Raw genomic sequence first — 25773 nt, forward strand, 5'->3', positions numbered from 1 at the left:
GCGCCCGCGTCGACGATCTGCTCGGCCAGCTTCAGGTAGTAGTCCAGGGTGTAGAGCGACTCGTCCGGATTCGACAGGTCCCCGGTGTAGCTGATCGCGACCTCCGCGATCGCGGTACCGGTCTCGCGGACCGCGTCGATGGCCGGGCGCATCTGGTCGACGTTGTTGAGCGCGTCGAAGATACGGAAGATGTCGATCCCCGTGGCGGTCGCCTCGGAGACGAACGCGCGGGTCACCGCCTCCGGGTACGGGGTGTAGCCGACGGTGTTGCGGCCGCGCAGCAGCATCTGCAGGCAGATGTTCGGAATCGCCTCCCGCAACGCCGCCAACCGCTCCCACGGGTCCTCGTACAAGAACCGCAACCCCACGTCGTAGGTCGCTCCGCCCCAGCACTCCACCGACAGCAACTCCGGGGTCAACCGCGCCACATGCCCGGCCACCCCCAGCAGGCCGTTGGTGCGCACCCGGGTGGCCAGCAGCGACTGGTGCGCGTCGCGGAAGGTGGTGTCGGTGACGCCGACCGCCTTCTGCTCACGCAACGCCCGCGCGAAACCCTCCGGCCCCAGCCGCAGCAGCCGCTGCCGCGAGCCGTCCGGCGGCGGCGCGCTCAGATCGATCGCGGGCAGTTTGTCGTGCGGATACACCGTGGTGGGCCGCTCACCGTGCGGCTTGTTCACGGTGACATCGGCCAGGTAGTCGAGGATCTTGGTCCCGCGGTCGGCGGACCGGCGCAGGGTCAGCAGCTGCGGACGCTCATCGATGAACGAGGTGGTGACCCGCCCCGCTTTGAAGTCCGGATCGTCCAGCACCGCGAGCAGGAACGGAATGTTCGTCGCCACGCCGCGAATCCGGAACTCCGCCAGCGCCCGGCTCGCCCGCGCCACCGCCGCACCGAAGTCGCGGCCCCGGCAGGTGAGCTTGACCAGCATGGAGTCGAAGTAGGCGCCGATCTCGGCACCCAGGTTCGCGCCGCCGTCCAGGCGGATGCCCGCGCCGCCGGGTGTGCGGTAGGCGGTGATCCGGCCAGTGTCGGGACGGAACCCGTTGGCCGGATCCTCGGTGGTGATCCGGCATTGCAGGGCCGCGCCGCGGATCGTCACGGCGTCCTGGCTCAGACCCAGTTGCTCGAGCGTCTCCCCCGCCGCGATGCGCAGCTGCGACTGCACCAGGTCCACGTCGGTGATCTCCTCGGTCACCGTGTGCTCCACCTGGATGCGCGGGTTCATCTCGATGAAGACGTGGTTGCCCCGCTCGTCCAGCAGGAACTCCACGGTGCCCGCGCACGAGTAGCCGATCTGCCGGGCGAAGGCCACCGCGTCGGCGCAGATCCGTTCCCGCAGTGCGGGGTCGAGATTCGGTGCGGGCGCAAGTTCGATCACCTTCTGATGCCTGCGCTGCACCGAACAGTCCCGCTCGAACAGGTGCATCACATTCCCGTGCTGATCAGCCAGGATCTGCACCTCGATATGGCGGGGGTTCACCACCGCCTGTTCCAGGAACACCGTCGGGTCGCCGAACGCCGACTCCGCCTCCCGGGAGGCCGCCTCGATCGATTCGCGCAGCTGTTCGGGCGCGGCGACCCTGCGCATCCCGCGCCCGCCGCCACCGGCCACCGCCTTGACGAAGATGGGGTATTCCAGCTCCCGCGCCGCGGCGAGCAACTCCTCCACGTCCGACGACGGTGCGCTCGAACGCAACACCGGCAGCCCGGCCGCCTTCGCCGCCTCGATCGCCCGCGCCTTGTTACCCGCCAGTTCGAGCACCTCGGCCGACGGGCCGATGAAGGTGATGCCCTCCCGCGCGCACGCCGCCGCCAGATCCGGGTTCTCCGAGAGGAACCCGTACCCCGGATAGATCGCGTCCGCGCCCGCCGACTTGGCCGCCTCGATGATCGCCTCGATCGACAGGTAGGCCCGCACCGGATGGCCGGGCTCGCCGATCTGGTACGACTCCGCCGCCTTCAGCCGATGGACCGAATTCCGGTCCTCGTAGGGAAACACGGCGACCGTCCCGATGCCGAGTTCGTAGGCCGCGCGGAAGGCGCGGATGGCGATCTCGCCACGGTTGGCAACCAAGACTTTCGAGAACATTGACCTAAGGTACCCGGCCGCGTGAACCGCACCGACACGGAATCCCCCTTCGCAAACCTTTTCACAAGACCGACTAGCACCGTTGCGAAGTTGCGTTCACCGGGCCGACACATGTGCGGTGCGGCAGCAACCGGTGTGCTGCCCGGAGGCCGGGTTCGGTCGAGAAGTCCGGTGGCGGCGACCGCCGAGCAGCTGCCGATGGCCGAGCCCGGCATCGAGCCGTGCTCCGCCGGCGTGGGTCCGCGGCCTCGGACCAGGAGAACCGGCCCATACGACCAGATCGGAAGGCTGATGCGGGGCGGCTCGGTGCCCGATTGCCGGTCGAGAGCCGATCGGAGTCCACCCGAGCGACCCGGCCGATAGCCGGAACGGAAAGCGGGCGCGGGATCGACACGCGACGAGCGCTTCGGGCAAACGCCGGTGTGACATCCCTCGCGGTGTGCTCGCTTCGCCGCGTCCTATGCTGAGTACGCAGCTGGTTCACCGCAGCACGACGAGATGGAGCCCCGACGTCGTGCGGCGGAGTCGAACCCGACCGGGCGGCGACGTCACGGCGGGTGAGAGGGAACCCGGTGGGAATCCGGGACTGTCCCGCAGCGGTATGCAGGAACGACCGCCGTCACCAGGCACTGGGTCCAGCGAGCCGGAAGGCTCCGCGACTTGGGAAGCGACGGCCAGTAGGTCGGCCATCGGGAGCACTCCGGCGTTCGCCGGCCCGCACGGCCGGTGCCCGCGAGTCCGAAGACCTGCCAGCCGTGCCGGGTACGCCGTACCCGGCGGCCACCGCCTCGTGGATTGGGCGCGCGGATCACAAGCTGACGTGTCGGGGCTCCTCGGCCGGGAACATCTCCGGCATGTCACCGGGTTCTCCGCCTGCCCGTATGGCGATGGCTTTCGTCCTCAGCAATGGAGAAACATCGTGACTGTTGCACAGCAAAAGCCGTTCACCGCGACGGTTCTCGGGCTTCCGCGAGTGGGGCCACGGCGCGAACTGAAGCGGGCCACCGAAGCCTATTGGGCGGGCAAGATCGACGCCGACCAGTTGCACGCGGTGGCGCGCGACCTTCGGCAAGCCCAGCTCGCCGAATTACGAGCCGCCGGTCTGGACTCCATCCCGGTCGGCACGTTCTCCTACTACGACCAGATGCTCGACACCGCCGAGTTGCTGGGCGCCCTGCCGCCCCGGGTCGCCGGGATCGCGGATCCGCTGGAACGGTATTTCGCCGCCGCCCGCGGCACCGACACGGTCGAACCCTTGGAGATGACCAAGTGGTTCGACACGAACTACCACTACCTGGTGCCGGAAATCGAGCCGGGGACCGCCTTCTCGCTGCACCCGGAGAAGTTGCTGGCGGAACTGCGGGAAGCGCTCGAGCTGGGGGTGCCCGCGCGACCGGTGGTGATCGGGCCGATCACCTTCCTGAAGCTGGCGAAGGCGACCGGGGGCTCGGCCCTCGCACGGCTGATCGAGCTGCTGCCGCTGTATCGGGAGCTGCTGCGCAGGCTCGCCGTCGCCGGTGCCGAGTGGGTGCAGATCGACGAGCCGGTGCTGGTCACCGACCTCACTGCGGAGGAGATCGACCTGGTGCAGGTCACCTACGAGGAACTCGCCGACGCCGCCGAACGGCCTGCGATTCTCGTCGCGACCTACTTCGGGCAGCCGGATGCCGCTCTGGCGGCGCTGGCGAGCACCGGAATAGAAGGTGTCGCCCTCGACTTCACCGCGGGCGCCGACGTCTCCGCGGTGGCCGCGCTGGCAGGCAAAGTACTCGTCGCGGGGGTCGTGGACGGCCGCAATGTGTGGCGGACCGACCTCGACCGCGCCTTGACCACCCTTGGGACGCTGCTGGAATCCGCTGCGCACGTTGCTGTTTCGACTTCATGCTCGTTGCTACACGTGCCGTACACATTGGCCGCGGAAACCGGGTTGGACGAGCGGCTGCGGTCCTGGCTGGCGTTCGGCGCGGAGAAAGTCGCCGAGGTTCGCCTGCTCGCGACCGGGCTGAGCCAGGGCACGGACGCGATCGCCGCCGAGCTGGCCGAGGTGCGCGCGGCGCTCGCGTCGCGCAGGTCGGATCCGCGGCTGAACAATCCGCGGGTGCGCGCCGCGCTGGCCGCGCTGGGGCCGGAGGCCACCCGTCGGGCGCCTGCCGAACAGCGCCGGGAACTGCAACGGGACAGATTGCGGCTGCCCACGCTGCCGACCACGACGATCGGTTCCTATCCGCAGACCTCGGCCATCCGGTTGGCGCGCGCCGCGTTGCGCAAGGGCGAGATCGATCGAGCGGAGTACGTGCGCCGGATGCGCGCCGAGATCGCGGACGTCATCGCGCTCCAGGAGGAACTGGGGTTGGACGTGCTGGTGCACGGCGAGCCGGAACGCAACGACATGGTGCAGTACTTCGCCGAGCAACTCGACGGGTTCGCGGCGACCGAGCAAGGCTGGGTCCAGTCCTACGGCACGCGCTGCGTGCGGCCGCCGATCCTGTTCGGCGACGTCGCGCGGCGCGAGCCGATGACCGTCGAGTGGATCGGCTACGCGCAGTCGCTCACCGACAAGCCGGTGAAGGGCATGCTGACCGGCCCGGTGACCATCCTGGCGTGGTCGTTCGTGCGCGACGACCAGCCGTTGGGCGAGTCCGCCCGCCAGGTGGCACTGGCGATCCGGGAGGAGACCGTCGACCTGGAATCGGCCGGTACCCGGATCATCCAGGTCGACGAGCCCGCCTTGCGGGAATTGCTTCCGCTGCGCGCGGCCGATCAGCCCGGGTATCTGGAATGGTCGGTGCGGTCGTTCCGGCTCGCCACCTCCGGGGTGTCCGATGCGACGCAGATCCACACACACCTGTGCTACTCGGAGTTCGGCGAGGTGATCGACGCGATCGCCGGGCTGGACGCCGATGTGACGTCCATCGAGGCGGCGCGCTCACGCATGGAGGTGCTCGACGATCTCAACGCGGCGGGATTCGACCTCGGCGTCGGCCCCGGCGTGTACGACATCCACTCGCCGCGGGTGCCGAGCATCGACGAGATCACCACATCGCTGCGTGCGGCGTTGAAAGCCGTTCCGGCCGAACGTCTCTGGGTGAATCCCGACTGCGGGTTGAAGACCAGGGGCCGCGCCGAGGTGGAAGCCTCGCTCCGCAACATGGTCGCCGCGGCGGCAGCCGTGCGGTGACACCGCCCGCCGATAGATGATTCGGTGCCCCCTCGCCCTGCCGAGGGGGCACCGACTCGATCGAGGCCTCAATCGGATTCCGGCTCCGGCCGGGGCGGCTGCCGCCGTCGTAGTGTGTACCGATCACACGGTTCTTCCCGCCGCGTCACCGGCAACTCCCGCGCCCGCGCACGCATCCCCCGCCGCCACGCCGTATGACACCCGGAACAACGCTCCATCGGCTACCCCTCCTCACAAGTCGACTACGACACCGTCTTTCCCCTCTTGCCTACTTTCGACGTGCCCACCCCCGATTCGGTTCCACTCAATTCGACATCACCGAGTGCACCGATCTCGACCGGCTCGAGTCCTGGACGCGCAAGGCCGCTACGGCCGAGTCCGAGAACGATCTGTTCGGCTGAGTCTCGCCCCTACAGTCCGAAGGCGCGGTTGATGGCGGCCATGTCGAAGTAGTCGCGCCAGGTGGCGATCAGGCCGTCGGCGACTTCGAAGAAGCCCATGACCGGGAGCGGAGTCTCGCGTCCTGCGGAGCGGAGGGTGTCGGTGCGCTCGTTCATCACCACGTTGCCGGATGCGATCTGGTGGTGGATGTCGAAATCGATGGCGTCGAAGGTGGTCAGGAAACCCGCGACGAAGTCGCGGATGGCGGTGCGGCCGACGATGGGCTCCATCGGGATGTTGTGATAGACGGCGTTCTCCGCGAAGTACGCGCTGATCCGATCCGGATCGGGGTCGGACCAGCTTCGGCACATCGCACGCACGAGCTCGTCGGAATCAGGCATTCGTCTGCTCACTTCCTGGCGCCGGGGCTGGGGTACCGGAACCCCTCGATTCAACCAAGCAGTTGCTCGGTAGGGAAGGGTGTCACCGGCTTCCGTGTCGCCTTCTCTCCGCCCAGCGGTCGACGGCGAGGTCGCACCGGCGCCCACCGGCTGTTCCGACAACCGATTTCGCTCTCGCACAGAACGATTCCGCGAGCCATGTCGATTCGGATCTCGTAGTCGGTGGCAGGCCCACGGATCGGACTGCGGCCGAAATGTCCGGTGACGGCGGATTCGACGCATTCCCCACAACGCGGCGGCAAACCCCTCTTCGCACGCTACGCAGATCGAATACATTGCTGGACACCTCACAAAAGCATATTCTCGCGAGTAATAACGCGAGTTATTGCGATGATTGCGAATGATCGCAGCTACCATCGTGCACGTGCGCAAGATGTATGCGGGCGCCCGGCTTCGGCGATTGCGTGAAGAGCGGAGGATGACTCAGGCGGCTCTGGCGAAATCGCTGGATCTGTCGCCGAGCTACCTCAATCAGCTCGAGCGAGACCAGCGCCCACTCACCATTCCCGTACTGCTCAAACTGAATTCGACCTTCGACCTGGACGTCCAGTTCTTCGCCGCCGACTCCGACGCGCGGCTCGTATCGGACCTGCACGAAGTGCTGGTCGACGCCGCGGGCGGGCACACCGCGCCGCTGACGGAAGTCGAGGAACTGGCGACCCGCCAACCGGAGGTCGCCAGAATCGTCGTCGCGATGCATCGCCGACTGCGCGCCGCCACCGATCAGCTCGACCTGCTGTCCGCCCGGGTGTCCGCGCCCGCGGGCGCACCCGGGGTACCCATGCCCTACGAGGACGTGCGCGACTTCTTCTACGACCACCACAACCACATTCCGCAACTCGACATCGCCGCCGAGCAGTTGTTCGAGAATTCCGGGCTGACCATCGGCTCGCTGGATCGCCAGCTCGCCCGCATCGCCGAGGAGCGCGCCGGGGTGACCGTTCTGGTGCGCGGCGACGGCGCCGACCCCACCGTCCCCAAACGCCACTACGACCCGGAGACCCGCACGCTCACGCTCGCTCGCCGGTTGCGACCAGGCCAGCGCGCCTTCCAGATCGCGACCACGCTCGGCCTCCTGCTGTACGGGGCCGAACTGGATGCCGTGCTGGCCGAGAGCCCTTCGCTCAGCGGCGAATCCCGCACGCTGGCGCGAATCGGGCTGGCCAATTACTTCGCAGGCGCGCTGGTGCTGCCCTATGGCCGATTCCTGCGCTCGGCCGAGGAGCTGCGCTACGACATCGACCTGCTCGGCCTGCGTTTCGAGGTCGGGTTCGAGACCGTCTGCCATCGGCTCAGCACCCTGCAACGGCAGGGCCAGCGTGGTGTTCCGTTCTTCTTCGTCCGCACCGACCGGGCCGGCAACATCTCCAAACGTCAGTCCGCCACCGCGTTCCACTTCTCCCGGGTCGGCGGCAGTTGCCCGCTGTGGGTGGTGCACGAAGCCTTCTCGAATCCCGGCCGGATCCTGACCCAGGTGGCCGAGATGCCCGACGGCCGCCGGTATCTGTGGATCGCGCGCACCGCCGCGATCGCCCCGCACGGGTTCGGCACCGCGGCGAAGAACTTCGCCATCGGTCTGGGTTGCGATATCGAATACGCCGACCGCTTGGTGTACTCGGCCGGGTTGCAGCTGGACGACCCGGCGACCTCGGTCCCGATCGGCGCGGGCTGCAAAGTGTGCGAGCGCCCCGCGTGCCCGCAGCGGGCCTTCCCGCACATCGGCAGCCCATTGGCGGTCGCCGAACACACCAGCACCGATCTGCCCTACCCGCGGCTCGGGCGCTGACGGCTCCGGTTCCGGCGAGCCGGTCCGGGTCGGAGCGCCCGGTACGCACGGCGAGCGCGAACGGCGCGCCCGCCGAGAAGACCGGTGCGGACGGGAATTCGGGACACCACCGCGTGACCGGCGTCCGGTCACGCGCCGATCGAAGCAACGGACGGCGCATCCGCCACCGAAACAGCGACAATCCGGGGCGATGTGGTCGGGAGCCCGACCTCTCCCGGCCACATCGCCGGTGCGATCAGGACTTGGCCAGATACTCCAGCCGCTCGGCGTCCACCGCCGCGTGCATCATCCCCGCCAGCCCAGGGTGCATACGCAGCCCCGGGTCGGCCGCCACCACCGCTCGGGCGAATTCCTGCGCTGCGGTGATGACCTCGAGATCGTCCAGCAGTGACAGCAGGCGCAGCGATCGGGCCGTGCCGGACTGGGCGGCGCCGAGCACGTCGCCCTCGCGGCGGGTCCGCAGGTCCAGCACCGCGAGTTCGAAGCCGTCGGTAGTGGCGGCCACCGCGTCCAGCCGCGCCATGGCCGACCCGCCCGGCGCGGCGTCCGTGATCAGCAGGCACAACCCGGGGTGCTCGCCCCGGCCGATCCGGCCGCGCAGTTGATGCAATTGGCTGACGCCGAACCGGTCGGCGTCGACGATCACCATCACGGTCGCGTTGGGCACGTCCACGCCGACCTCGACCACCGTGGTGCACACCAGCACGTCCACCGATCCGTCGTTGAACGCCCGCATCACCTGGTCTTTCTCGTCGGCGGGCAGTCTGCCGTGCAGCAGGCCGACCCGCACGCCGGACAGCGGACCCGCGCGCAGCGTCTCGAACACGTCGAGCACGGCCTGGGTGGTCGGGCCGTCCTTCTCGCCGTCGCCGTTCTTCGCGCGCCCGCTGCGAGACTTGCCCGCGGTCTCCTCGTCCTCACCGATGCGCGAGCACACCACGTACGCCTGGCGTCCGGCGGCGACCTCCTCCACGATCCGCTCCCAGGCACGATCCACCCAGTTCGGATGCTGCCTGCGCGGCACCACCTTGGAGACGATCGGCGAGCGGCCTTTCGGCAGCTCGGTCAGTGTGGAGGTCTCCAGATCGCCGAGCGTGGTCATGGCGATGGTGCGCGGGATCGGGGTCGCGGTCATCACCAGCAGATGTGGACTGGTGCCCGCTTTCGCCTTCGCGCGCAGAGCGTCCCGCTGCTCGACGCCGAAGCGGTGCTGCTCGTCGACCACCACCATGCCGAGGTCGAAGAACTCGACGTTGTCCTGGATCAGCGCGTGCGTGCCGATCACGATGCCCGCCTCGCCGGTCACCGCTTCCAGCAGCGCCGCCTTCTTGGCCGCCGCCGACATCGACCCGGTCACCAGCACCACGCGGGTGGCGTGGTCGGCCGCGCCCAGCTCGCCCGCGGCGCCCAGCTCGCCGAGCATGCCGCGCAGCGACCGGTAGTGCTGCGCGGCGAGCACCTCCGTCGGGGCGAGCAGCGCGCACTGCAGTCCCGCGTCCACCACCTGGAGCATGGCGTGCAGAGCGACGATCGTCTTGCCGGAGCCGACCTCGCCTTGCAGCAACCGGTGCATCGGCTGCTCGCGGGCCAGGTCGGCGGAGATCTCGGCCACGACCCGCTGTTGCCCTGCGGTGAGTTCGAAGGGCAAGCGCTGGTCGAACGCCGCGGCGATACCGCCCGCCCGGGGTGCGCAGGCGCGTGCCCGGCGCCCGGACACCTCGTGCCTGCGTTCGGCCAGCACCAACTGCAAGGCCAGCGCCTCGTCGAAGCGTAGCCGGTCCTCGGCCCGATCGATGTCGTCCTTGCGCTCGGGCAGGTGGATCAGGCGCAGCGCGTCGGACAGGTTCGGCAACGCGCGTTCGGCGCGCACGTCTTCCGGCAGCGGATCGTCGAGCGGATCCAGCTGATCGAGCACCTGACGCACGCAGGCGAGCACGTCCCAGCTCTGCACCTTCGCGGTCGCCGGGTAGACCGGGATGAACTCGCGTTCCAGGAACGAGGCGTCCACTCCCCCGTCGCCTTTCGCGCTCTGCGCGAGGCCACGTAGGTCGCCGCCGCCGCGCACCTTGGTCAGCGCGCCGACCGAGTCGTCGTCGCCCTCGGTTTCCGGCAGGATCAAGTAGCCGGGGTGGCTGAGGTTCCACTGGCCGGGACGCCAGTAGTTCACCGTGCCCGACATCATCGCGCGCAGACCTTCGCGCACCACGTACTTCACCTTGTCGCCGTTGAAGAAGGTGACGTCGACGCCGCGACCGGAGCCGGTGTCGAGCACCACCTTCAGCAGCGACCCGCGGCGGTTGCGCATCGGCCGCAGTTCGGCCTTCGTGATCCGTCCGATGACGGTGATGTGCGAACCGTCCTCGGGCGCTTCCTCGGTGAGCGGTTGCCCCTGCGTCGCGTACCGCAGGGGGTAGTGCCGCAGCAGATCCTCGACGGTTTGCATGCCGAAGGCGTCCGCGAGCGAGGCCGCCGCCTTCGCGCCGAGGATGTGGTCGAGCCGATCGCTCAGTGTCGCCATGCCCTATTCCACTCCGATCTGCACCGAATCACCCTGCTGCCCACCGGAATACACGATCACCTCGACACCGGGGAAGTTCTGCGCGATATGAGCCGCCAGTTCGCCGCCGAGTCCGTCCGGCGCCGCCGCGCCCATCAGCAGGGTGACCAGCTCGCCGCCGAAGGCGAGCAGCCGGTCCAGCAACGTCCGCCCGGCGGCGCGCACGTCGCGCTCGATCACCACGACGTCGTGCCCGGCCAGGCCGAGCCCATCGCCCGGTTCACACGTGCCGACCATGGTGAGCGCGCGTCCGGTCGCCGCGCGCAGCGATCCCCAACGTGTGGTCGCGGCCGCCTCCGACATCGCGAAGGCGTCGTCCACCGCGATGCGTCCGCGGTCGTGCACGGCCAAGGCGGCCAGTCCCTGCACCATCGACGCGCTCGGCAACAGCAACACGTCCCGGTGGGCGTCACGGGCGGCGACACCGACGGCGAGGAGTTCGTGTGCCGGCAGCGCGCCGTTGGGCAGCACCAGCACCTCACGGTTCGGCATCCGCCGGATCGCGGCCAGCAACGTGGCCGCGGTCACCGACTCGTCCGCCAGCACCACGGCGCCCGCGTCCTCGAACAGCGTCGCCGCGCCCGCGCCCGCGACCACTGCCAGGATCCCGCGATCGGCCGGAGCTCCCGAGGCAGGCGCGCTGCGGCCGAGCGCGCCGACCACCACCTGAGTCGAATCGGCGGCCGGAAAGGATCCCGCGATGCCTTCGATTCCGGGACGTCCGCTGGGGGCAGCACCATCGAAGACTTCGCCCGGGTCCGCACGCGTGGCGCGATCGCCCGCGCCGGGGCCGTGCGACACGTCGGATACGTCCCGGTGCGACGTGAAGATGACGTTCTCGACGCGGATCCGGCTCAGCGTGCCCGCCGCGATGCCCGCCTCCACCGCCGCACCGGCATCGGCACAGTGGACGTGCGCCGACCAGGATCCGCCCCCGTCGCCGACGACGACGACCGAGTCGCCGAGTTCGCCGAGACGGGCGCGCAGCGCGGCCACTTTCCGCTCATCGGAGTCGGCCAGCAGATACATCACCTCGTACCGCGGTTCCGCCTCGCGGGCGGGCGCCGAATGCGCGGCCGCCGCGGGCCGCGGGTACTCCGGCCGCGTCGGCGCCTCCCCTCTGGTCACGGCGACCAAGCTGTCCAGCAGCACCACCAAACCGCGAGCTCCCGCGTCGACGACACCGGCACGACGCAGCACACCCAATTGGAACGGCGTGTCGCCGAGCGCCTTGGCCGCGCCGTCGGCCGCCGCCAGCGCCACGTCCGCCAGTTCGTGGTCCGGGCATCCCGCGGCCGCCGCGGTCGCGCAGTCCAGCACGGTGAGGATCGTCCCTTCGATCGGCACGCTCAGCGACTCGCGGACCAGTGCGGAAGCCCTGGCCAGCGCAGCGCGCAGGCTGTCGGCCGTGAACGGACCGCCGTGCACCGTGTCCGCGACGCCGCGCAGCACTTGGGACAGGATGATCCCGGAATTGCCGCGGGCGCCGACCGTCGCGCCGTGCGCCATCGCCACGGCGACGGCGCGAGCGGCGCTCGCATCCCTGTTCGCCCGCGCGGCCTCTTCCCCCGCTTCCACCGCGGCGCGCATGGTGGCCAGCAGATTCGTGCCGGTGTCCGCGTCCGGTACCGGAAAGACGTTGAGCGCGTTGATCTCCTCGCGCCGATGCTCCAGGCCGGCGAGACAGGTGTGGCCCCAGCGCAGCAGTGCCGCGCCGTCCATCACATCTCGCGCTCCGGACACCGTCACCTCGCTCCCTTCCGCCACCCGCGCCACCACCGCCCGCCAGGTTAGCGGGCGGTCCCGACAGGCGACCGGCAAGACCGCGCCATTAGGATGGGTATTGCCCGGCGACCGATCCGGCACTCGTTCGCGGGGACCGGTTTGGTGGATCGGAGGCAGCACAGCTACCCTTGCAGGGTTGCCTCGCGCGGCCGTCACCGGTCTGCGCTGGTCGGCTCTCCGCCGACCGGGCACTTGACATTGCACGAGGACGAGTCGCCCCGCGAAGGCGACGGTCCCCACCATTGACATGAAGGAGTTCGCGACTATGGCTGCCGTCTGCGACGTCTGCGCCAAGGGCCCCGGCTTCGGGAAGTCGGTCTCGCACTCGCACCGGCGCACCAACCGTCGTTGGAACCCGAACATCCAAACCGTTCGCGCGCAGGTCGCCCCGGGCAACACCCGCCGCATGAACGTGTGCACCTCCTGCCTGAAGGCGGGCAAGGTCGCCCGCGGCTGATCCGCCTTCCGGCTGACCGGCATCGTCGGCACACGCCCCGGCACCCGCAACGGGTGGTCCGGGGCGTCGTCATGAGTGCGGGCCGAGCATGGCTGCCGTGACCGAGCATCCGTGGCGGGTCCAGCCCCTGACCGCCGAGTATGTCCACAGCCTCGCCGAATGCCACATCGCCTGCTGGCGCGAGGCGTACCGGGGGCTGGTGCCTTCGCACGTGCTCGACGCCTTCGACATCGAGCGGCGAGCCGAGCAGTGGGAGCGTGACCGGGTGCGCTATCCGGGCCGCACGCACGTCGCGATCGTCGAGGACGTGGTGATCGGGTTCTCCAGCGCGGGGCCGCCCGGCGGCGCGGACGCGGTGACTCCGCTCGAGCTGCACGCCCTCTACGTCCGTTCTCCCTGGCACGGCAGCGGGGTCGCCGACGACCTGATCAGCGCCGCGCTCGATCCGGCCGCTCCGTGCTCGCTGTGGGTCTTCGAGCAGAACGCGCGCGCCCAGGCGTTCTACCGGCGGCATGGTTTCGTGCTCGACGGCACACGCAAGGTGGAGGCGTTCACCGCCGCGATGGAGGTGCGCATGGTGCGCACGCCGACGACGTACGCGGGTGAACCCCCCGCGCCCTCGCTCGGTTGATGCGCGGACTACCGGCGGATCGCGTGCGGCCGAGCCCGTTAAGGTGCAGATCATGACCACCAGCGAGCAAGCCGGGTACGTGACGACCGTCGACGGCGTCCTCCAGATCACCATCGCCACTTCCGCCCACGGCACGTCCATGGACTTCGCGGGCATCAACGCGGGCGCCGCCGCACTCGGTTCGCTCGGGTCCGAGGTGGGTGCGGTGCTGCTGCGCGGCACCGGCGCGAACTTCTGCGCGGGAGGCGACGTACGCGGCTTCGGCGCGGCGCAGGACCGCTCCGCGCACATCCACGGCCTGGCAACCGATCTGCACGAGTTCGTCCGCGCGCTGGACGCGACCACGGTGCCGGTGGTGGCCGCGGTGCAGGGCTGGGCGGCGGGCGCGGGCATGAGCCTGGTCTGCCTGGCCGATATCGCCCTCGGCGGCCCCGGCACCAAACTGCGCCCGGCCTACCCCGGCATCGGACTGAGCCCCGACGGGGGCATGTCCTGGACGCTGCCGCGCATCGTGGGGCGCGCGCGGGCGCGCGAGATCCTGCTCACCGACGCCGTCCTCGACGCCGACGAGGCGGTGCGCCTCGGCGTGCTGAGCAGGCTGGTTCCCGACGGCGAGATCGCCGAGGAGGCGCAGCGCCTCGCGCGCGCCCTCGCCACCGGACCGCGGTCGACCCACGCGAGCATCAAATCGCTGTTGCGGCAGTCGGAGTCCGCGACGCTGAGCGATCAGCTCGACAGCGAACGCGACGGGATCGCCGCGGCCGCGGGCTCCGCCGCGGGACGCGAGGGTGTCGACGCGTTCGTCGCGAAGCGCAAACCCGACTACGCCGGGCTCGCCTGATCACTCCCGGGTCGAGAGCACGAATTTCGCCACCGCGTCGGTGAACGAGTCGTTGTCGTCACCGGCCGCGGTGTGCGCGGCGCCACCGATCTCCACCAGCTGGGCGTGTGGCACCAGCCGCTGGAACGCTTCGGCTCCCTCGGCGCTCACCACGTCCGAGCGCATGCCGCGCACCAGCAGCACCGGGATGCGCAGCGCCCGCGCCGCGTCCTCCATCGGCTCGATCATCGCGGACGGATCCTCGACCCGATCGCTGAGCATGTCCGGATCCCAGTGCCAGTACCAGCGACCGTCGCGCTCGCGCAGATTGCGCAGCAGTCCCTCCGGGCTCTTCGGCCGCGGGCGGTGCGGCAGGTATTCGGCGACCGCGTCGGCCGCCTGTTCGAGGCTGTCGAAGCCGTCGCGATGCTTGCCGAGGAAGTCGATCACCCGGGCGACGCCTTCCGGCTCGGGCCGGGTCACGATGTCGACGAGCACCAAGGCGCTGATCGCCTCCCCGCCCGGCCGCGCGGTGGCGAGCAGGCCGGTGATTCCGCCCATGCTGGCCCCGACGACCACCGCGGGCTCGCCCAGCTGTTCGAGCACGAGCAGCAGGTCGTCGACCATGGTCTGGCGCCGATAGTCGCGATCCGGCGCCCACTCGCTGTCCCCGTGGCCGCGAGCGTCGACCGTGACCACTCGCATGCCCGACGCGCCGAGCCGAGCGCCGGTCTTCTTCCACGAGTGGCGGGTTTGCCCGCCACCGTGCAGGAAGACGACGAGCGGGCCGTCGACCGGGCCGAACTGATCGGCGGCCAGCTCGATTCCGCCCGAACCGCGCAGCCGGAGCCTGGACGGTTCGAGAAGATAGTTCGCATTACTCACGATCCGTAGGATCGCACAAACGCCGGGACGCGCTGGCGCGAACCCGGCGTTTCGAGGGTTTCAGCAGGCGAGGTTGCCCGCGAAGAACAGGCACGCGATCTTGGCGTTCACCGACGCGGAGATGGTCGAGGAACCGCTCGAGGTGTATTCCTCGGCGACCGGGGCCGTGGTGGTCTCCGTGGCCGGCTCGAGCCGCAGCGGAGCCGCGCTCGCGACGGCGGCGCCACTGCTGAGAGCGGCGCAGAAGGCCAGGGTCGCGGTGGTACCGCGCAGCGCGCCCCGGACGGTGTTGTTGTGCATGGAACAGCTCCTCACTCGTTAACTCGGTCGATCACACACAGACGCCCAACTCAGGGCAGGCGCCAGTCAACCGGTTCGGCCCCCAGTTCGTCGAGCAATTCGTTCACTCGCGAGAAGGGGCGGGAACCGAAGAACCCGCGGGACGCCGACAGCGGCGACGGATGCGCGGACTCGATGTAGGGCACCTCGGCTTCGGTCAGCAGCGGCTTGAGGGTCGCGGCGTCGCGGCCCCACAGGATAGCGACCAACGGCTCGTCCCTGGCGACCAAAGCGCGGATCGCCTGATCGGTGACCGCCTCCCAACCCTTGCCGCGGTGCGAGGCGGGCTTGCCGGGCGACACGGTGAGCACCCGGTTCAGCATCAGCACACCCCGGTCCGACCACGGGCTCAGATCGCCGCAGGACGGTGTCGGGTGGCCGAGATCCTTGCTGTATTCGGCGAAGATATTGGCCAGGCTGCGCGGGATCGGCGAAACATCGGGCGCCACAGAGAAACTCAGCCCCATCGGGTGGCCGGGCGTCGGGTACGGATCCTGGCCGACGACGAGTACGTGCACCGCGTCGAACGGACGCTGGAAGGCCCGCAAAACGTTCTCACCGGACGGTAGGTAGCCACGGCCCGCGGCGTTCTCGGCGCGAAGGAACTCGCCCATGGCGGTGATCCGATCCGCCACCGGCTCGAGTGCCTTCGCCCATCCCGGATCCATGATTTCCGACAGTGGTTTCGCGCCCATGACCGCACAACTTAGCGTGGCCGGCCGTCGGCTGACGAGTCCGCCCCACGGAACGATTCCCACCCGCCCTCGCCGGTCTGCGCCACGCCGTCGACGGTGACCCCGCGACCGGCGACGACCCGCCCGATCGCGACCCATCCGGGGGGAAGCGCGCGGCCCGGCGCCCAGGCGCCCGCGAAGGCGTGGTCCTCGCCGCCGGTCAGAACCCATTGCGCGGCATCGGCATTCAGCCGGGCGGCAATGGGCTCCAGCGCCGGATCGCGCAGGGCGGCCGAATCCAGGTCGATGGCCACACCCGAGGCCGACGCGATGTGTCCCAGATCGGCGAGCAACCCGTCGGACACATCGGTCAGTGCGTGCAGGCCGTGGTCGCGCACACCGATTGCGTCATCCGCGTCCCCGGCGGCCGTCTCGGATGTGACCGCGGCTCGCGTCGAAATGGGCTGCGCATCCGACGCATCCGAGCCTTCACGGCGCAGCACGTCCAGCACCAGCGCATACGGCGGCTGCGGAACACGATGCGCGGCAAGCGCTTCCGCGACCTCCGGCCCGGTCGCTCCGGCGGTGAAGGCGGCCAGTCCCGCGGCCGACCAGCCGAGGCGGCCCGCCACCGCGACGACATCGCCCACGCGCGCGCCCGCTCGGGTGACCGGCGCTCCGCGGCCGGGGTCGCCGAAGGCGGTGACGGAGACGACCAGTTCGCGGCTGCGGACCAGGTCGCCGCCCGCGATCGACGCGCCTGCCCTGGCGGCCTCGGCCCACATACCGTCCGCGAGTCCGTCGATCACCTCGAGCGGGGTGTCGGCCGGGCAGCCGAGCGCGACGACGAACGCGGTGGGCGTCGCTCCCATGGCGACCACGTCGGCGGCGTTCTGCGCGATCGCCTTGCGGCCGACGTCCTCGGGGGTGGACCAGTCCAGCCGGAAGTGCCGGTCCTGCACGAGCATGTCGGTGGTCACCACGAACCGGCCGTCCGGCGCCGCGACCAGCGCCGCGTCGTCACCGGGACCGAGCAGCACACCCGGCGCCTGCACGCGGCCCGCGTTGATGCGCTCGATCAGCGCGAACTCGCCCAGTTCACGCACTGTCCTCGGGGCACTGCTCGCGCTGATGACCGATCCTTTCCGGCGCGCTGCTTGCTGGAATGAGCCCGACGGTACCCTTTCGGGGGCACTCGAGTAGCAACCGGCCCTGTGCCCTGCGGCGCGGTCGACCAGCGCCGGAGGCGCGACGAAGAAAGGATCGGTGAACATGGCGGCGGATTCGTCGGACCGCGATTCGGCGCAGCCCGAGCGCGAAAGCACCGATGCCACGGACGGCGGGAGCGCCCTGAAGGAGCCCGCGCAGCCCACTCCCTCCTTGGCGAAAAGCGAGGACAGCGCGAAAACGAAATCGGCCGCGGATGTCGACGAGCCGGACAGCCGGGCGTCGGCGCACCAGTACCCGCCCGCGCTCATCGCCACCGCCGTGGCGCTTCCGGTCGTGCTGGTCGTCGCGGTGCTCGTCGCCGCCATACTCGCGCGCCGCGCGCCCGTCGAGCGCGAACCACTGGTACTCGGCCCTGTCCCCGCTCCGGCGGCGGAGGGCCCGGCCTGCTCCGCCCTGCTTCCCGCCCTACCCGCGAACCTGGGTGAGTTCACGAAATCGACCCTGGTCGAGCCCGCTCCGCCCGCCACTCGCGCATGGCAGCGCGCCGAGGGCGGCGACGCGATCGTGCTGCGCTGCGGACTGGATCGCCCGCTGGAATTCAACCGCGCCTCGCCGCTGCAGATCGTCAACGGCGTGCAGTGGTTCGAGATCCGCGACCAGGCCGCCGCGGTGAGTACTTGGTTCGCCGTCGACCGGGCAACCTACATCGCCCTCACCGTCCCCGACGGCTCGGGTCCGACGCCGCTGCAAGAAGTCTCCGACACGATCACCGCCGACCTCCCGGCCCAGCCGATCGACCCGGGACCGCTGCCCAACTGACGCGGGCAGCGCGCTAACGCAGACCGGTGCCGCGGACGAGCGCGGTTTCGATGAGCGTGGAGACCAGCGCCGCATAGTCGATGCCGGTGGCCTCCCACATGCGCGGGTACATGGAGATGGCGGTGAATCCCGGCATCGTGTTGATCTCGTTGATCACCGGCCCCTGCTCGGTGACGAAGAAATCGACCCGCGCCAGACCCTGGCAGTCGAGGGCTCGGAAGGCGCGCACGGCCAGTTCCCGGATCCGGTCGGACACCTCGTCGTCCAGCTTCGCGGGAACGTCGAATTCGCAGACGTCGTCGAGGTACTTCGTATCGAAGTCGTAGAACGCGGGCCCGTCCGCGGTCACATCGGTCTCCGGCATGCGGATCTCCGCGACCACGCTCGCCGCGACCCGGCCGTCCGGGAATTCCAGCACCCCGCACTCCACCTCGCGCCCGACGATGCCCGCTTCGACGATCACCTTCGGGTCGTGCGCGCGCGCCGCGGCGATCGCGGCGTCCAACTCGTTCCAGTCGGTGACCCGGGTGATGCCGATCGACGACCCGCCGCGGGCCGGCTTGACGAACACGGGCAGGCCGAGGCGCAACCGGTCCTCCTCGGTGACCGTCTCGGTGCCGGGCCGCAACACCACCTGGGTGCCGACCGGCAGCCCCTCCGCCGCGAGCAGTTTCTTGGTGAACTCCTTGTCCATGCCGGCCGCGCTGGCCAGCACGCCGGGGCCGACGTAGGGAATTCCGGCGAGTTCCAGCATCCCCTGCAAGGTGCCGTCCTCACCGAACGGTCCGTGCAGGATCGGGAAGACCACGTCGACGGAACCGAGCGCGGCGCCGGGATCGTCCAGCGCGATCAACTCCCCGGAGCGGCTGGGGTCCGCGGCCAGGGTGAGTGCCGTGCCGGCGGCGTCCACCGACGGCAGCGCGCGATCGTGGATGCCGAGCGCGGCCACGTCCGAACCGCCGAGCACCCAGCGGCCCTCCGCGGTGATGCCGATCGGCACGACTTCGTACTTCTCCTGATCCAGGTGACGCAGCACGCTCCCGGCCGATACACAGGACACGGCGTGCTCGTTGCTGCGCCCGCCGAACACGACAGCCACCCTGATCCGGTTCGTCATGCCCCGAACCGTACCCGTTTCGATACGCACTCCCACCGGTGACCGTCCCGGACACCTTCGCCCGGGTGGGCCGGGATCACTCCGGCTTCATCCGCCGCCCGAGCAGGTTGCCGACGGCTTCGCGCACGGAGAGCCGTTCGTGACAGACCTGGTGCACCGCCGTGGTCAGCGGCATCTCGACACCGTGCCGCTCGGCCAGCGCGCGCACCGATGTGCACGACTTCACACCCTCGGCGACTTGGCCATGGGTGGCCGACTGGGCGGCCTCCATGGAACCGCCCGCGCCGAGCACGTGACCGAACGACCGGTTGCGCGACAGCGGAGAGGTGCAGGTGGCGACCAGGTCTCCGACTCCGGCCAGGCCCGCCAGCGTCACCGGCTCCGCGCCGAGCGCCACCCCGAGCCGGATGATCTCGGCGAGACCGCGGGTGATCAGGCTGGCGATCGAGTTGTCGCCGAGACCCATTCCCGACGCGATGCCGCAGGCGAGCGCGATGACGTTCTTGCACGCGCCGCCGATCTCGCAGCCGACCACGTCGGTGTTGGTGTAGGGCCGGAAGTATCCGGTCGCGCAGGCGTGCTGCACCGCGACCGCGCGATCGTTGTCCGAGCAGGCGACCACGGTCGCGGCCGGCTGGCCCACCGCGATCTCCCGCGCCAGGTTCGGCCCGGACAGCACCGCGATCTGGCTCGGATCAGCCCCCGTGACCTCCTCGATCACCTGGCTCATCCGCAGCAGCGACCCCGTCTCGATGCCTTTCGCCAGGCTCAGCAGCGTGGCATCGTCCGGGATCAACCCCTTCCAGTCCGCGAGGTTGGATCGCAGCGACTGCGACGGCACCGCCAGCACGACGATGTCCGCCCCGTCCAGGGCCACCGCCGGATCGTGGGTGGCCGCGATCGGCGGCAGCGGAATATCCGACAGGTAATCGGGATTGCGATGTTCGGAGGCCAGCGCCGCGGCGACCTCGGGCCGCCGGGCCCAGATCGTGACCTCGGTTCCCGCTTCCGCCAACACCTTCGCGAACGCGGTGCCCCACGATCCCGCGCCCAGCACTGCCGCCCTCGTCATCTGCCCAATATGCCATGGAAGGATTGCTCGCATGCGCCCGCACGCCGTGCATGCCGTGATCGCGGTCAAGAGCCTCGATCGGGCCAAGAGCCGACTTGCCGACCGGCTGCGCCCGGAATACCGGGCGCGCCTGGTGCTGGCCATGCTCGCCGACACCGTGACCGCCACCGCGGCGGTCACCGAGGTCGTGTCGGTCACCGTGGTCACGCCCGACCCCGCCGTGGCCGATCTGGCCCGCACACTGGGCGCCGAAGTGCATCCGGAACCGCCGCAGCCGCACGCCGACGGGCTGAACAACGCGCTCGCCGCCACCGCGGCCGCCCTGCGCGCCGCACACGGACCGATCGATCTGCTCGCGCTGCAAGCCGATCTGCCCGCCCTGCGCCCGGAAGAGCTGTCGGACATGCTCGCCGCCGCCCCGCGCGGGCTGCGTTCGATCGTGATCGATCACGAGGGCAGCGGCACCGCCGCGCTCGTGGTCCGCGACCCGGTCGCCGCGCTCGATCCCCGCTTCGGCCCCGGGTCGGCACGCAGTCATATCGACGCGGGCGCGGTCGACCTCGCCGGGGACTGGCCGGGCTTGCGGCTGGACGTCGACACCCCCGCCGATCTGGACCGCGCGGTGGCCCTCGGGGCGGGGAACGCGACCCGTGCTGTCCTGCACGACATCGGCTGGCCGGGCGGCGTTCACGAACCTGTTCCACACGTGTGCTAGCCGGTCGCCATGGTGGCGTGAGACACAGCCGGATCCCGTTCGCGGGATGCACACGGGCTGTCCGGTAGGGGATGATCGTTGGCGTGAGCGATACGGAAACCGTCAAGCAGCAGCCGTTGCTTCCCACGCCGCCCCCGGCTGCGACACCCGTGTCGGCCGACTCGTCGGCGACCCGGTTGCCACGCGATCGCTACCTCAATCGTGAGTTGAGCTGGCTGGATTTCAACGCCCGCGTGCTCGCCCTCGCCGAGGACGCGTCGCTGCCGTTGCTGGAGCGTGCGAAGTTCCTGGCGATCTTCGCGTCGAATCTCGACGAGTTCTACATGGTGCGGGTGGCCGGACTGAAACGCCGCGCCGAGACCGGCCTGCTGGTGCGCTCGGCCGACGGCCGCTCCCCCGGTGAGCAGCTGGAGTTGATCGCCGCGCGCACGCAGGAGATCGCGGTGCGGCATGCCCGCGTCTTCCTCGACAGCGTGCTGCCCGCGCTCACCGCCGAGGGCATCGCGATCATCGACTGGAGCGACCTGGACGAGGACGAACGCCTGCGCCTCTCCGGCTACTTCCAGGATCAGGTCTTCCCGGTCCTCACCCCGCTCGCGGTCGACCCGGCGCACCCGTTCCCCTACATCAGCGGACTGAGTCTCAACCTCGCGGTGACGGTGAAGGATTCCGCGACCGGCGGCGAGCACTTCGCCCGCGTCAAGGTTCCTGACAACGTCGACCGGTTCGTCCGCGTGCGTCGCACCGATTCCGGCTCCCCGATCGCCGCGTTCCTGCCGATGGAAGCGCTGATCGCCGCGCACCTGGATCTGCTGTTCCCCGGTATGGACGTGGTCGAGCACCACTCGTTCCGGATCACCCGCAACGCGGATTTCGAGGTGGACGAGGATCGCGACGAGGACCTGCTCCAGGCGCTGGAGCGGGAGCTGGCCCGGCGGCGGTTCGGTTCGCCGGTGCGACTAGAGGTGTCCGACGACATGACCGAGCACATGCTCGATCTGCTGCTGCGCGAGCTGGACGTCGACCCCGGCGACGTCATCCAGGTGCCCGGCCTGCTCGACCTGTCCTGCCTCTGGCAGGTGTACGGCGTCGACCGGCCGAATCTGAAGGACACTCCGTACGTCCCCGCGACCCCGCCCGCGTTCGGCGAGCGCGAGACGCCGCGCAATGTCTTCGCCGCGCTGCGTGAGGGCGACGTGCTGGTGCACCATCCGTACGACTCGTTCTCCACCAGCGTGCAGCGGTTCATCGAACAGGCCGCCGCCGACCCGCAGGTGCTCGCCATCAAGCAGACGCTCTACCGCACCTCCGGTGACTCCCCGATCGTCAACGCGCTCATCGACGCCGCCGAGGCGGGCAAGCAGGTGGTCGCCCTGGTCGAGATCAAGGCGCGCTTCGACGAGCAGGCCAACATCAAGTGGGCCCGCGCGCTGGAACAGGCCGGCGTGCACGTGGTGTACGGCCTCATCGGCCTGAAGACCCACTGCAAGACCTGCCTGGTGGTGCGCCGCGAGGGCGCGACCATCCGGCGCTACTGCCACATCGGCACCGGCAATTACAACCCGAAGACCGCACGCCTCTACGAGGACGTCGGATTGCTCACCGCCGCACCGGATATCGGCGCCGACCTGACCGACCTGTTCAATTCGCTGACCGGTTACTCGCGCAAAGAGAACTACCGCAATCTGCTCGTGGCCCCGCACAGCGTGCGCTCCGGCATCATCGAGCGGATCCAGCGCGAGACAGAGCTGGCGGCGCAGGGGAAGGACGCCCGAATCCGGCTGAAGGCCAATGCGATCGTCGACGAGGAGGTCATCGACGCGCTGTACCGGGCCTCCCAGGCAGGCGTGCCGGTGAACATCGTGGTGCGCGGCATCTGCGGTCTGCGCCCCGGCGTGCCGGGTATGAGCGAGAACATCGAGGTCCGCTCCATCCTCGGCCGGTTCCTGGAGCATTCCCGCCTCCTGCACTTCCAGGCACAGGACGAGTACTGGATCGGCAGCGCCGACATGATGCACCGCAACCTCGATCGCCGGGTCGAGGTGATGGCGCAGGTGAAGGATCCGCGGTTGACCGAACAACTCGGCGGGGTCTTCGACTCGGCCCTGTCGCCGACCACGCGCTGCTGGGTGCTGCAACCGGACGGCACGTGGCGGGCGTCGCCGGGCATCTCCGGCGACGGGGACAAGATCAGAGATCATCAGGAGTTCTTGATGCGGCTGCGGAGGCCAGATCAGCAGTGAACGCCAAAACGGGGTTCGAACAGGCGGGGGGCCCGTTCTGGGATCCCCGCGTCACCGCCAATATCCACGCCGCCGGAGCGGTGCTGTGGCGTGAGTCGTCCGCGGGTGCGATCGAGATCGCACTCGTTCACCGCCCCAAGTACGAAGACTGGTCGCTGCCGAAGGGCAAACTCGACCCGGGTGAGACGCCGGTGCTGGCCGCGGTGCGCGAGGTCCGCGAGGAAACCGGGCTGGAGAGCAGGCTCGGCCGCTACCTCGGCCACGTGACCTATCCGATCCCCGGTCATCGCAAGCTGAAGCGGGTCGACTATTGGGCCGCCGAACTGGTGGGCGGGGAGTTCACCGTCAACTCCGAGGTGGACGTGCTCAGCTGGCATCCGCTGGATCGGGTGATGGACCAGTTGTCGTATCCGATGGATCGGCAGGTGGTGCGCGCCTTCACCCGACTGCCCGCGCGCACCGACACCCTGCTGTTGGTCCGGCATGCCAGAGCGGGCCGCAGGGACCGCTTCAACGGTCCCGACGAGCAGCGTCCGCTCGACCGCCAAGGCGAGGCACAGGCACAGGCACTCACGCCGAATCTCTTGGCGTTCGGCGCATCTGAGGTCTATTCGGCTCCCCCGGTGCGTTGCGTGCAGTCCGTGGCGCCGCTGGCGGAGAAGCTCGGCGTCGAAATCGCCGAGGAGCCATTGCTTTCCGAAACCGGGTACGCCGAAAACCCGGACCAGGCCCGGGAACGTTTTCGAGCCCTGGTGTCGGACAACGCCGTTCGCGTCGTCTGCAGTCAGGGCAAGGTGATCCCCGATCTGCTGGGATGGCTGGCCGAACACGACGGAATCGCGCTGCCGTCGGCGCGCAATCGCAAGGGCAGTGTGTGGGTGCTGTCGTTCGTCGGCCATCGCCTGGTGGCCGCCGACCATCTGGATCGATCGCTGTCAGCCTACGTGGTGCCGTCCGATTAGTCCGGCAGCTTCCGCGTCACCGCGCGGGTCGGCGGGCGCCGATGGGCGGCCACGGCCGTGAAGTCTCGATAGGCGGACAGCCGAAAACGGCCCCGGGTGTCTCCCGGGGCCGTCTCGACGTTGAGGCGAAGGGGCCCAGTCGTGGGGCCGCGCATTCAGCGCCGATCCGGCGGTGGCTCGAGATCAGCGGGTTCCGCGAGTCGAGGCCTTCTTGGCCGCGGTCTTCTTCGCGGTGGTCTTCTTGGCGGCGGCAGTGGTGGTCTTCTTGGCCGCCGTGGCCTTGGTGGCCGTCTTCTTGGCCGGAGCCTTCTTCGCGACCGCGGTCTTCTTCGCGGGCGCCTTCTTCGCAGCGGTCTTCGTAGCGGTCGTCTTGCGCGCCGTCGTCTTCGCCGGGGCCTTGGCGGCGGCCTTGCGGGCCGTGGTCTTGGCGGGCGCCTTGGTCGGCGTCGACTTCTTGGCGGCGGTCTTCTTCGCCGCCGTCTTCTTCGCCGCCGCCTTCTTCGCCGATACCGGCGCATTCACCCCGCGCTTGACGGCGGGCCCGGTCGCGGCCAGTTTCTGCTTACCCGCGATCACCGCCTTGAACTGAGCGCCGGGACGGAACGCGGGCACCGAAGTCGGCTTGACCTTCACCGTTTCGCCGGTACGCGGGTTCCGTGCGACGCGAGCCGCACGCTTACGCTGTTCGAACACACCGAAACCGGTGATTGTGACGCTCTGACCCTTGTGCACCGCGCGCACGATGGTGTCGACCACATGCTCGACTGCCGCGGTGGCCGTGCGCCTGTCCGTACCCAACTTTTCGGTCAGAACGTCGATCAGTTCCGCCTTGTTCATTGAATCCTCCGCAGACTAATGGCCCGTCGTCGGACCGACTAGGTACCACGGTAAACCCACTTTGGGCAAGAGTCTATGTGCCACGCCAAAATTCATGTGGTTTAGCACACGTCCAGCTACCGCAACTCCGGCTGTCCAGCTAACCCGCGGGGGTGATTACGTCTGCGAAATATGTGCTGGCAGGGTAGTGGGTTTCCATGCCGGCCTTGCCTTTTCGAACCGGGCGATCGCGTCCTCCCGGCGCAGCGTCAGCCCGATGTCATCCAATCCCTCCAGCAGACGCCACCTGGTGTAGTCATCAATATCGAACGGCAACACGACGGTTGCGGCCGTCACCGTGCGCGCCTCGAGATCCACAACCAATTCCAAGCCGGGCTGTTCCTCGAGCAACTTCCAGAGCATTTCGACATCGTTCTGTGACATCTGAGCGGCGAGCACACCGCCCTTGCCCGCATTGCCGCGGAAGATGTCGGCGAACCGGGATGAGATGACCACCCGAAAGCCGTAGTCCGACAGCGCCCAAACCGCGTGCTCACGCGACGATCCGGTACCGAAATCCGGACCCGCCACCAAGACACTACCCCTGTTGTAAGGCGCGATGTTCAGAATGAAGTCGGGATCGGTCCGCCATGCGGCGAACAACCCGTCCTCGAATCCGGTCCGCGTCACGCGCTTGAGGTAGACCGCCGGGATGATCTGATCGGTATCGACATTGGAGCGGCGCAGCGGCACCCCGATGCCCTTGTGCACAGTGAAGGCTTCCATAACGAATCTCCTGGGTTTGATTGAGGGAA

Annotated in this window: 21 protein-coding genes and 1 riboswitch; of the genes, 9 read left to right on the forward strand and 12 right to left on the reverse strand. The window is 69.4% G+C overall.

Features of this window, described 5'->3' with window-relative positions; all coding sequences use genetic code 11:
• A partial coding sequence (locus tag ON21_RS19070; protein ID WP_039799583.1) for a pyruvate carboxylase occupies positions 1 to 2090 on the reverse strand: 2090 nt, incomplete at its 3' end.
• Positions 2091 to 2628: 538 nt separating this feature from the next.
• A riboswitch (cobalamin riboswitch) is annotated at positions 2629 to 2858 on the forward strand.
• Between the two features lie 148 nt (positions 2859 to 3006).
• Between ON21_RS19070 and metE the strand changes: the two genes are divergently transcribed.
• Complete coding sequence (metE, locus tag ON21_RS19075) at positions 3007 to 5268, forward strand: 5-methyltetrahydropteroyltriglutamate--homocysteine S-methyltransferase (RefSeq protein WP_039799618.1); 2262 nt, start codon at positions 3007 to 3009, stop codon at positions 5266 to 5268.
• 410 nt (positions 5269 to 5678) lie between these two features.
• On the opposite strand, the gene ON21_RS19080 is transcribed toward metE, so the two are convergent.
• Complete coding sequence (locus tag ON21_RS19080; RefSeq protein WP_039799584.1) at positions 5679 to 6050, reverse strand: nuclear transport factor 2 family protein; 372 nt, start codon at positions 6048 to 6050, stop codon at positions 5679 to 5681.
• A 400-nt stretch (positions 6051 to 6450) separates the two neighbouring features.
• On the opposite strand from ON21_RS19080, the gene ON21_RS19085 reads away from it, so the two are divergent.
• Positions 6451 to 7896, forward strand: coding sequence for a short-chain fatty acyl-CoA regulator family protein (locus ON21_RS19085; RefSeq protein ID WP_039799585.1), 1446 nt, complete (start codon positions 6451 to 6453; stop codon positions 7894 to 7896).
• A 235-nt stretch (positions 7897 to 8131) separates the two neighbouring features.
• Here ON21_RS19085 and recG read toward each other — a convergent pair whose 3' ends face one another.
• Together recG and fakA are read right to left on the reverse strand one after the other, a co-directional pair.
• On the reverse strand, positions 8132 to 10414 hold the full coding sequence (gene recG, locus ON21_RS19090) for an ATP-dependent DNA helicase RecG (protein ID WP_039799586.1): 2283 nt from the start codon (positions 10412 to 10414) through the stop codon (positions 8132 to 8134).
• A gap of 3 nt (positions 10415 to 10417) precedes the next feature.
• The gene (gene fakA / locus ON21_RS19095) at positions 10418 to 12175 is read right to left on the reverse strand and encodes a DAK2 domain-containing protein (RefSeq protein ID WP_039799619.1); all 1758 of its coding nucleotides are present in this window, start codon (positions 12173 to 12175) and stop codon (positions 10418 to 10420) included.
• A 328-nt stretch (positions 12176 to 12503) separates the two neighbouring features.
• Here fakA and rpmB point away from each other — a divergent pair, with 328 nt between their 5' ends.
• The 3 genes from rpmB (at position 12504) to ON21_RS19110 (ending at position 14167) form a co-directional block, all read left to right on the forward strand.
• Positions 12504 to 12695: a 50S ribosomal protein L28 gene (gene rpmB / locus ON21_RS19100; protein WP_039799620.1), complete on the forward strand. Its 192-nt coding sequence runs from the start codon at positions 12504 to 12506 to the stop codon at positions 12693 to 12695.
• A gap of 97 nt (positions 12696 to 12792) precedes the next feature.
• Positions 12793 to 13326, forward strand: coding sequence for a GNAT family N-acetyltransferase (locus ON21_RS19105; RefSeq protein ID WP_051020991.1), 534 nt, complete (start codon positions 12793 to 12795; stop codon positions 13324 to 13326).
• Between the two features lie 52 nt (positions 13327 to 13378).
• On the forward strand, positions 13379 to 14167 hold the full coding sequence (locus ON21_RS19110) for an enoyl-CoA hydratase/isomerase family protein (RefSeq protein ID WP_039799623.1): 789 nt from the start codon (positions 13379 to 13381) through the stop codon (positions 14165 to 14167).
• Here ON21_RS19110 and ON21_RS19115 read toward each other — a convergent pair whose 3' ends face one another.
• The 4 genes from ON21_RS19115 to thiL are packed head-to-tail and all read right to left on the reverse strand — an operon-like array spanning position 14168 to position 17150.
• A complete protein-coding gene (locus ON21_RS19115) occupies positions 14168 to 15031 on the reverse strand; it encodes an alpha/beta fold hydrolase (RefSeq protein ID WP_039799587.1) in 864 nt (287 codons plus the stop codon). It lies immediately after the preceding gene.
• Positions 15032 to 15091: 60 nt separating this feature from the next.
• Complete coding sequence (locus tag ON21_RS19120) at positions 15092 to 15331, reverse strand: hypothetical protein (protein WP_039799589.1); 240 nt, start codon at positions 15329 to 15331, stop codon at positions 15092 to 15094.
• Positions 15332 to 15381: 50 nt separating this feature from the next.
• Positions 15382 to 16065, reverse strand: coding sequence for a uracil-DNA glycosylase (locus ON21_RS19125; protein WP_039799591.1), 684 nt, complete (start codon positions 16063 to 16065; stop codon positions 15382 to 15384).
• Between the two features lie 11 nt (positions 16066 to 16076).
• Positions 16077 to 17150 (reverse strand): thiamine-phosphate kinase, encoded by a 1074-nt coding sequence (gene thiL / locus ON21_RS19130; protein WP_245562653.1) that lies wholly within the window; start codon positions 17148 to 17150, stop codon positions 16077 to 16079.
• 166 nt (positions 17151 to 17316) lie between these two features.
• Here thiL and ON21_RS19135 point away from each other — a divergent pair, with 166 nt between their 5' ends.
• On the forward strand, positions 17317 to 18033 hold the full coding sequence (locus ON21_RS19135) for a DUF3515 domain-containing protein (RefSeq protein WP_039799592.1): 717 nt from the start codon (positions 17317 to 17319) through the stop codon (positions 18031 to 18033).
• A 13-nt stretch (positions 18034 to 18046) separates the two neighbouring features.
• On the opposite strand, the gene ON21_RS19140 is transcribed toward ON21_RS19135, so the two are convergent.
• Together ON21_RS19140 and ON21_RS19145 are read right to left on the reverse strand one after the other, a co-directional pair.
• Positions 18047 to 19150, reverse strand: a complete 1104-nt coding sequence (locus ON21_RS19140; RefSeq protein ID WP_039799593.1) for a D-alanine--D-alanine ligase family protein — start codon at positions 19148 to 19150, stop codon at positions 18047 to 18049.
• Positions 19151 to 19226: 76 nt separating this feature from the next.
• On the reverse strand, positions 19227 to 20222 hold the full coding sequence (locus tag ON21_RS19145) for an NAD(P)H-dependent glycerol-3-phosphate dehydrogenase (protein ID WP_039799594.1): 996 nt from the start codon (positions 20220 to 20222) through the stop codon (positions 19227 to 19229).
• Positions 20223 to 20253: 31 nt separating this feature from the next.
• Between ON21_RS19145 and cofC the strand changes: the two genes are divergently transcribed.
• The 3 genes from cofC to ON21_RS19160 all read left to right on the forward strand — a co-directional run bounded on the left by cofC (position 20254) and on the right by ON21_RS19160 (position 24142).
• The gene (cofC, locus tag ON21_RS19150) at positions 20254 to 20937 is read left to right on the forward strand and encodes a 2-phospho-L-lactate guanylyltransferase (protein WP_039799595.1); all 684 of its coding nucleotides are present in this window, start codon (positions 20254 to 20256) and stop codon (positions 20935 to 20937) included.
• Between the two features lie 71 nt (positions 20938 to 21008).
• Positions 21009 to 23180 (forward strand): RNA degradosome polyphosphate kinase, encoded by a 2172-nt coding sequence (locus ON21_RS19155; RefSeq protein WP_039799596.1) that lies wholly within the window; start codon positions 21009 to 21011, stop codon positions 23178 to 23180.
• The gene (locus ON21_RS19160; RefSeq protein ID WP_051020983.1) at positions 23177 to 24142 is read left to right on the forward strand and encodes an NUDIX hydrolase; all 966 of its coding nucleotides are present in this window, start codon (positions 23177 to 23179) and stop codon (positions 24140 to 24142) included. The genes ON21_RS19155 and ON21_RS19160 overlap by 4 nt, the downstream gene beginning before the upstream one ends.
• Before the next feature lie 183 nt (positions 24143 to 24325).
• On the opposite strand, the gene ON21_RS19165 is transcribed toward ON21_RS19160, so the two are convergent.
• Together ON21_RS19165 and leuD are read right to left on the reverse strand one after the other, a co-directional pair.
• A complete protein-coding gene (locus ON21_RS19165; RefSeq protein WP_039799597.1) occupies positions 24326 to 24979 on the reverse strand; it encodes an HU family DNA-binding protein in 654 nt (217 codons plus the stop codon).
• Between the two features lie 156 nt (positions 24980 to 25135).
• Positions 25136 to 25744, reverse strand: coding sequence for a 3-isopropylmalate dehydratase small subunit (leuD, locus tag ON21_RS19170; protein WP_039799598.1), 609 nt, complete (start codon positions 25742 to 25744; stop codon positions 25136 to 25138).
• Positions 25745 to 25773: the final 29 nt, after the last annotated feature.

This window comes from Nocardia araoensis NBRC 100135, from assembly GCF_000308435.1.
Lineage (GTDB): Bacteria > Actinomycetota > Actinomycetes > Mycobacteriales > Mycobacteriaceae > Nocardia > Nocardia araoensis.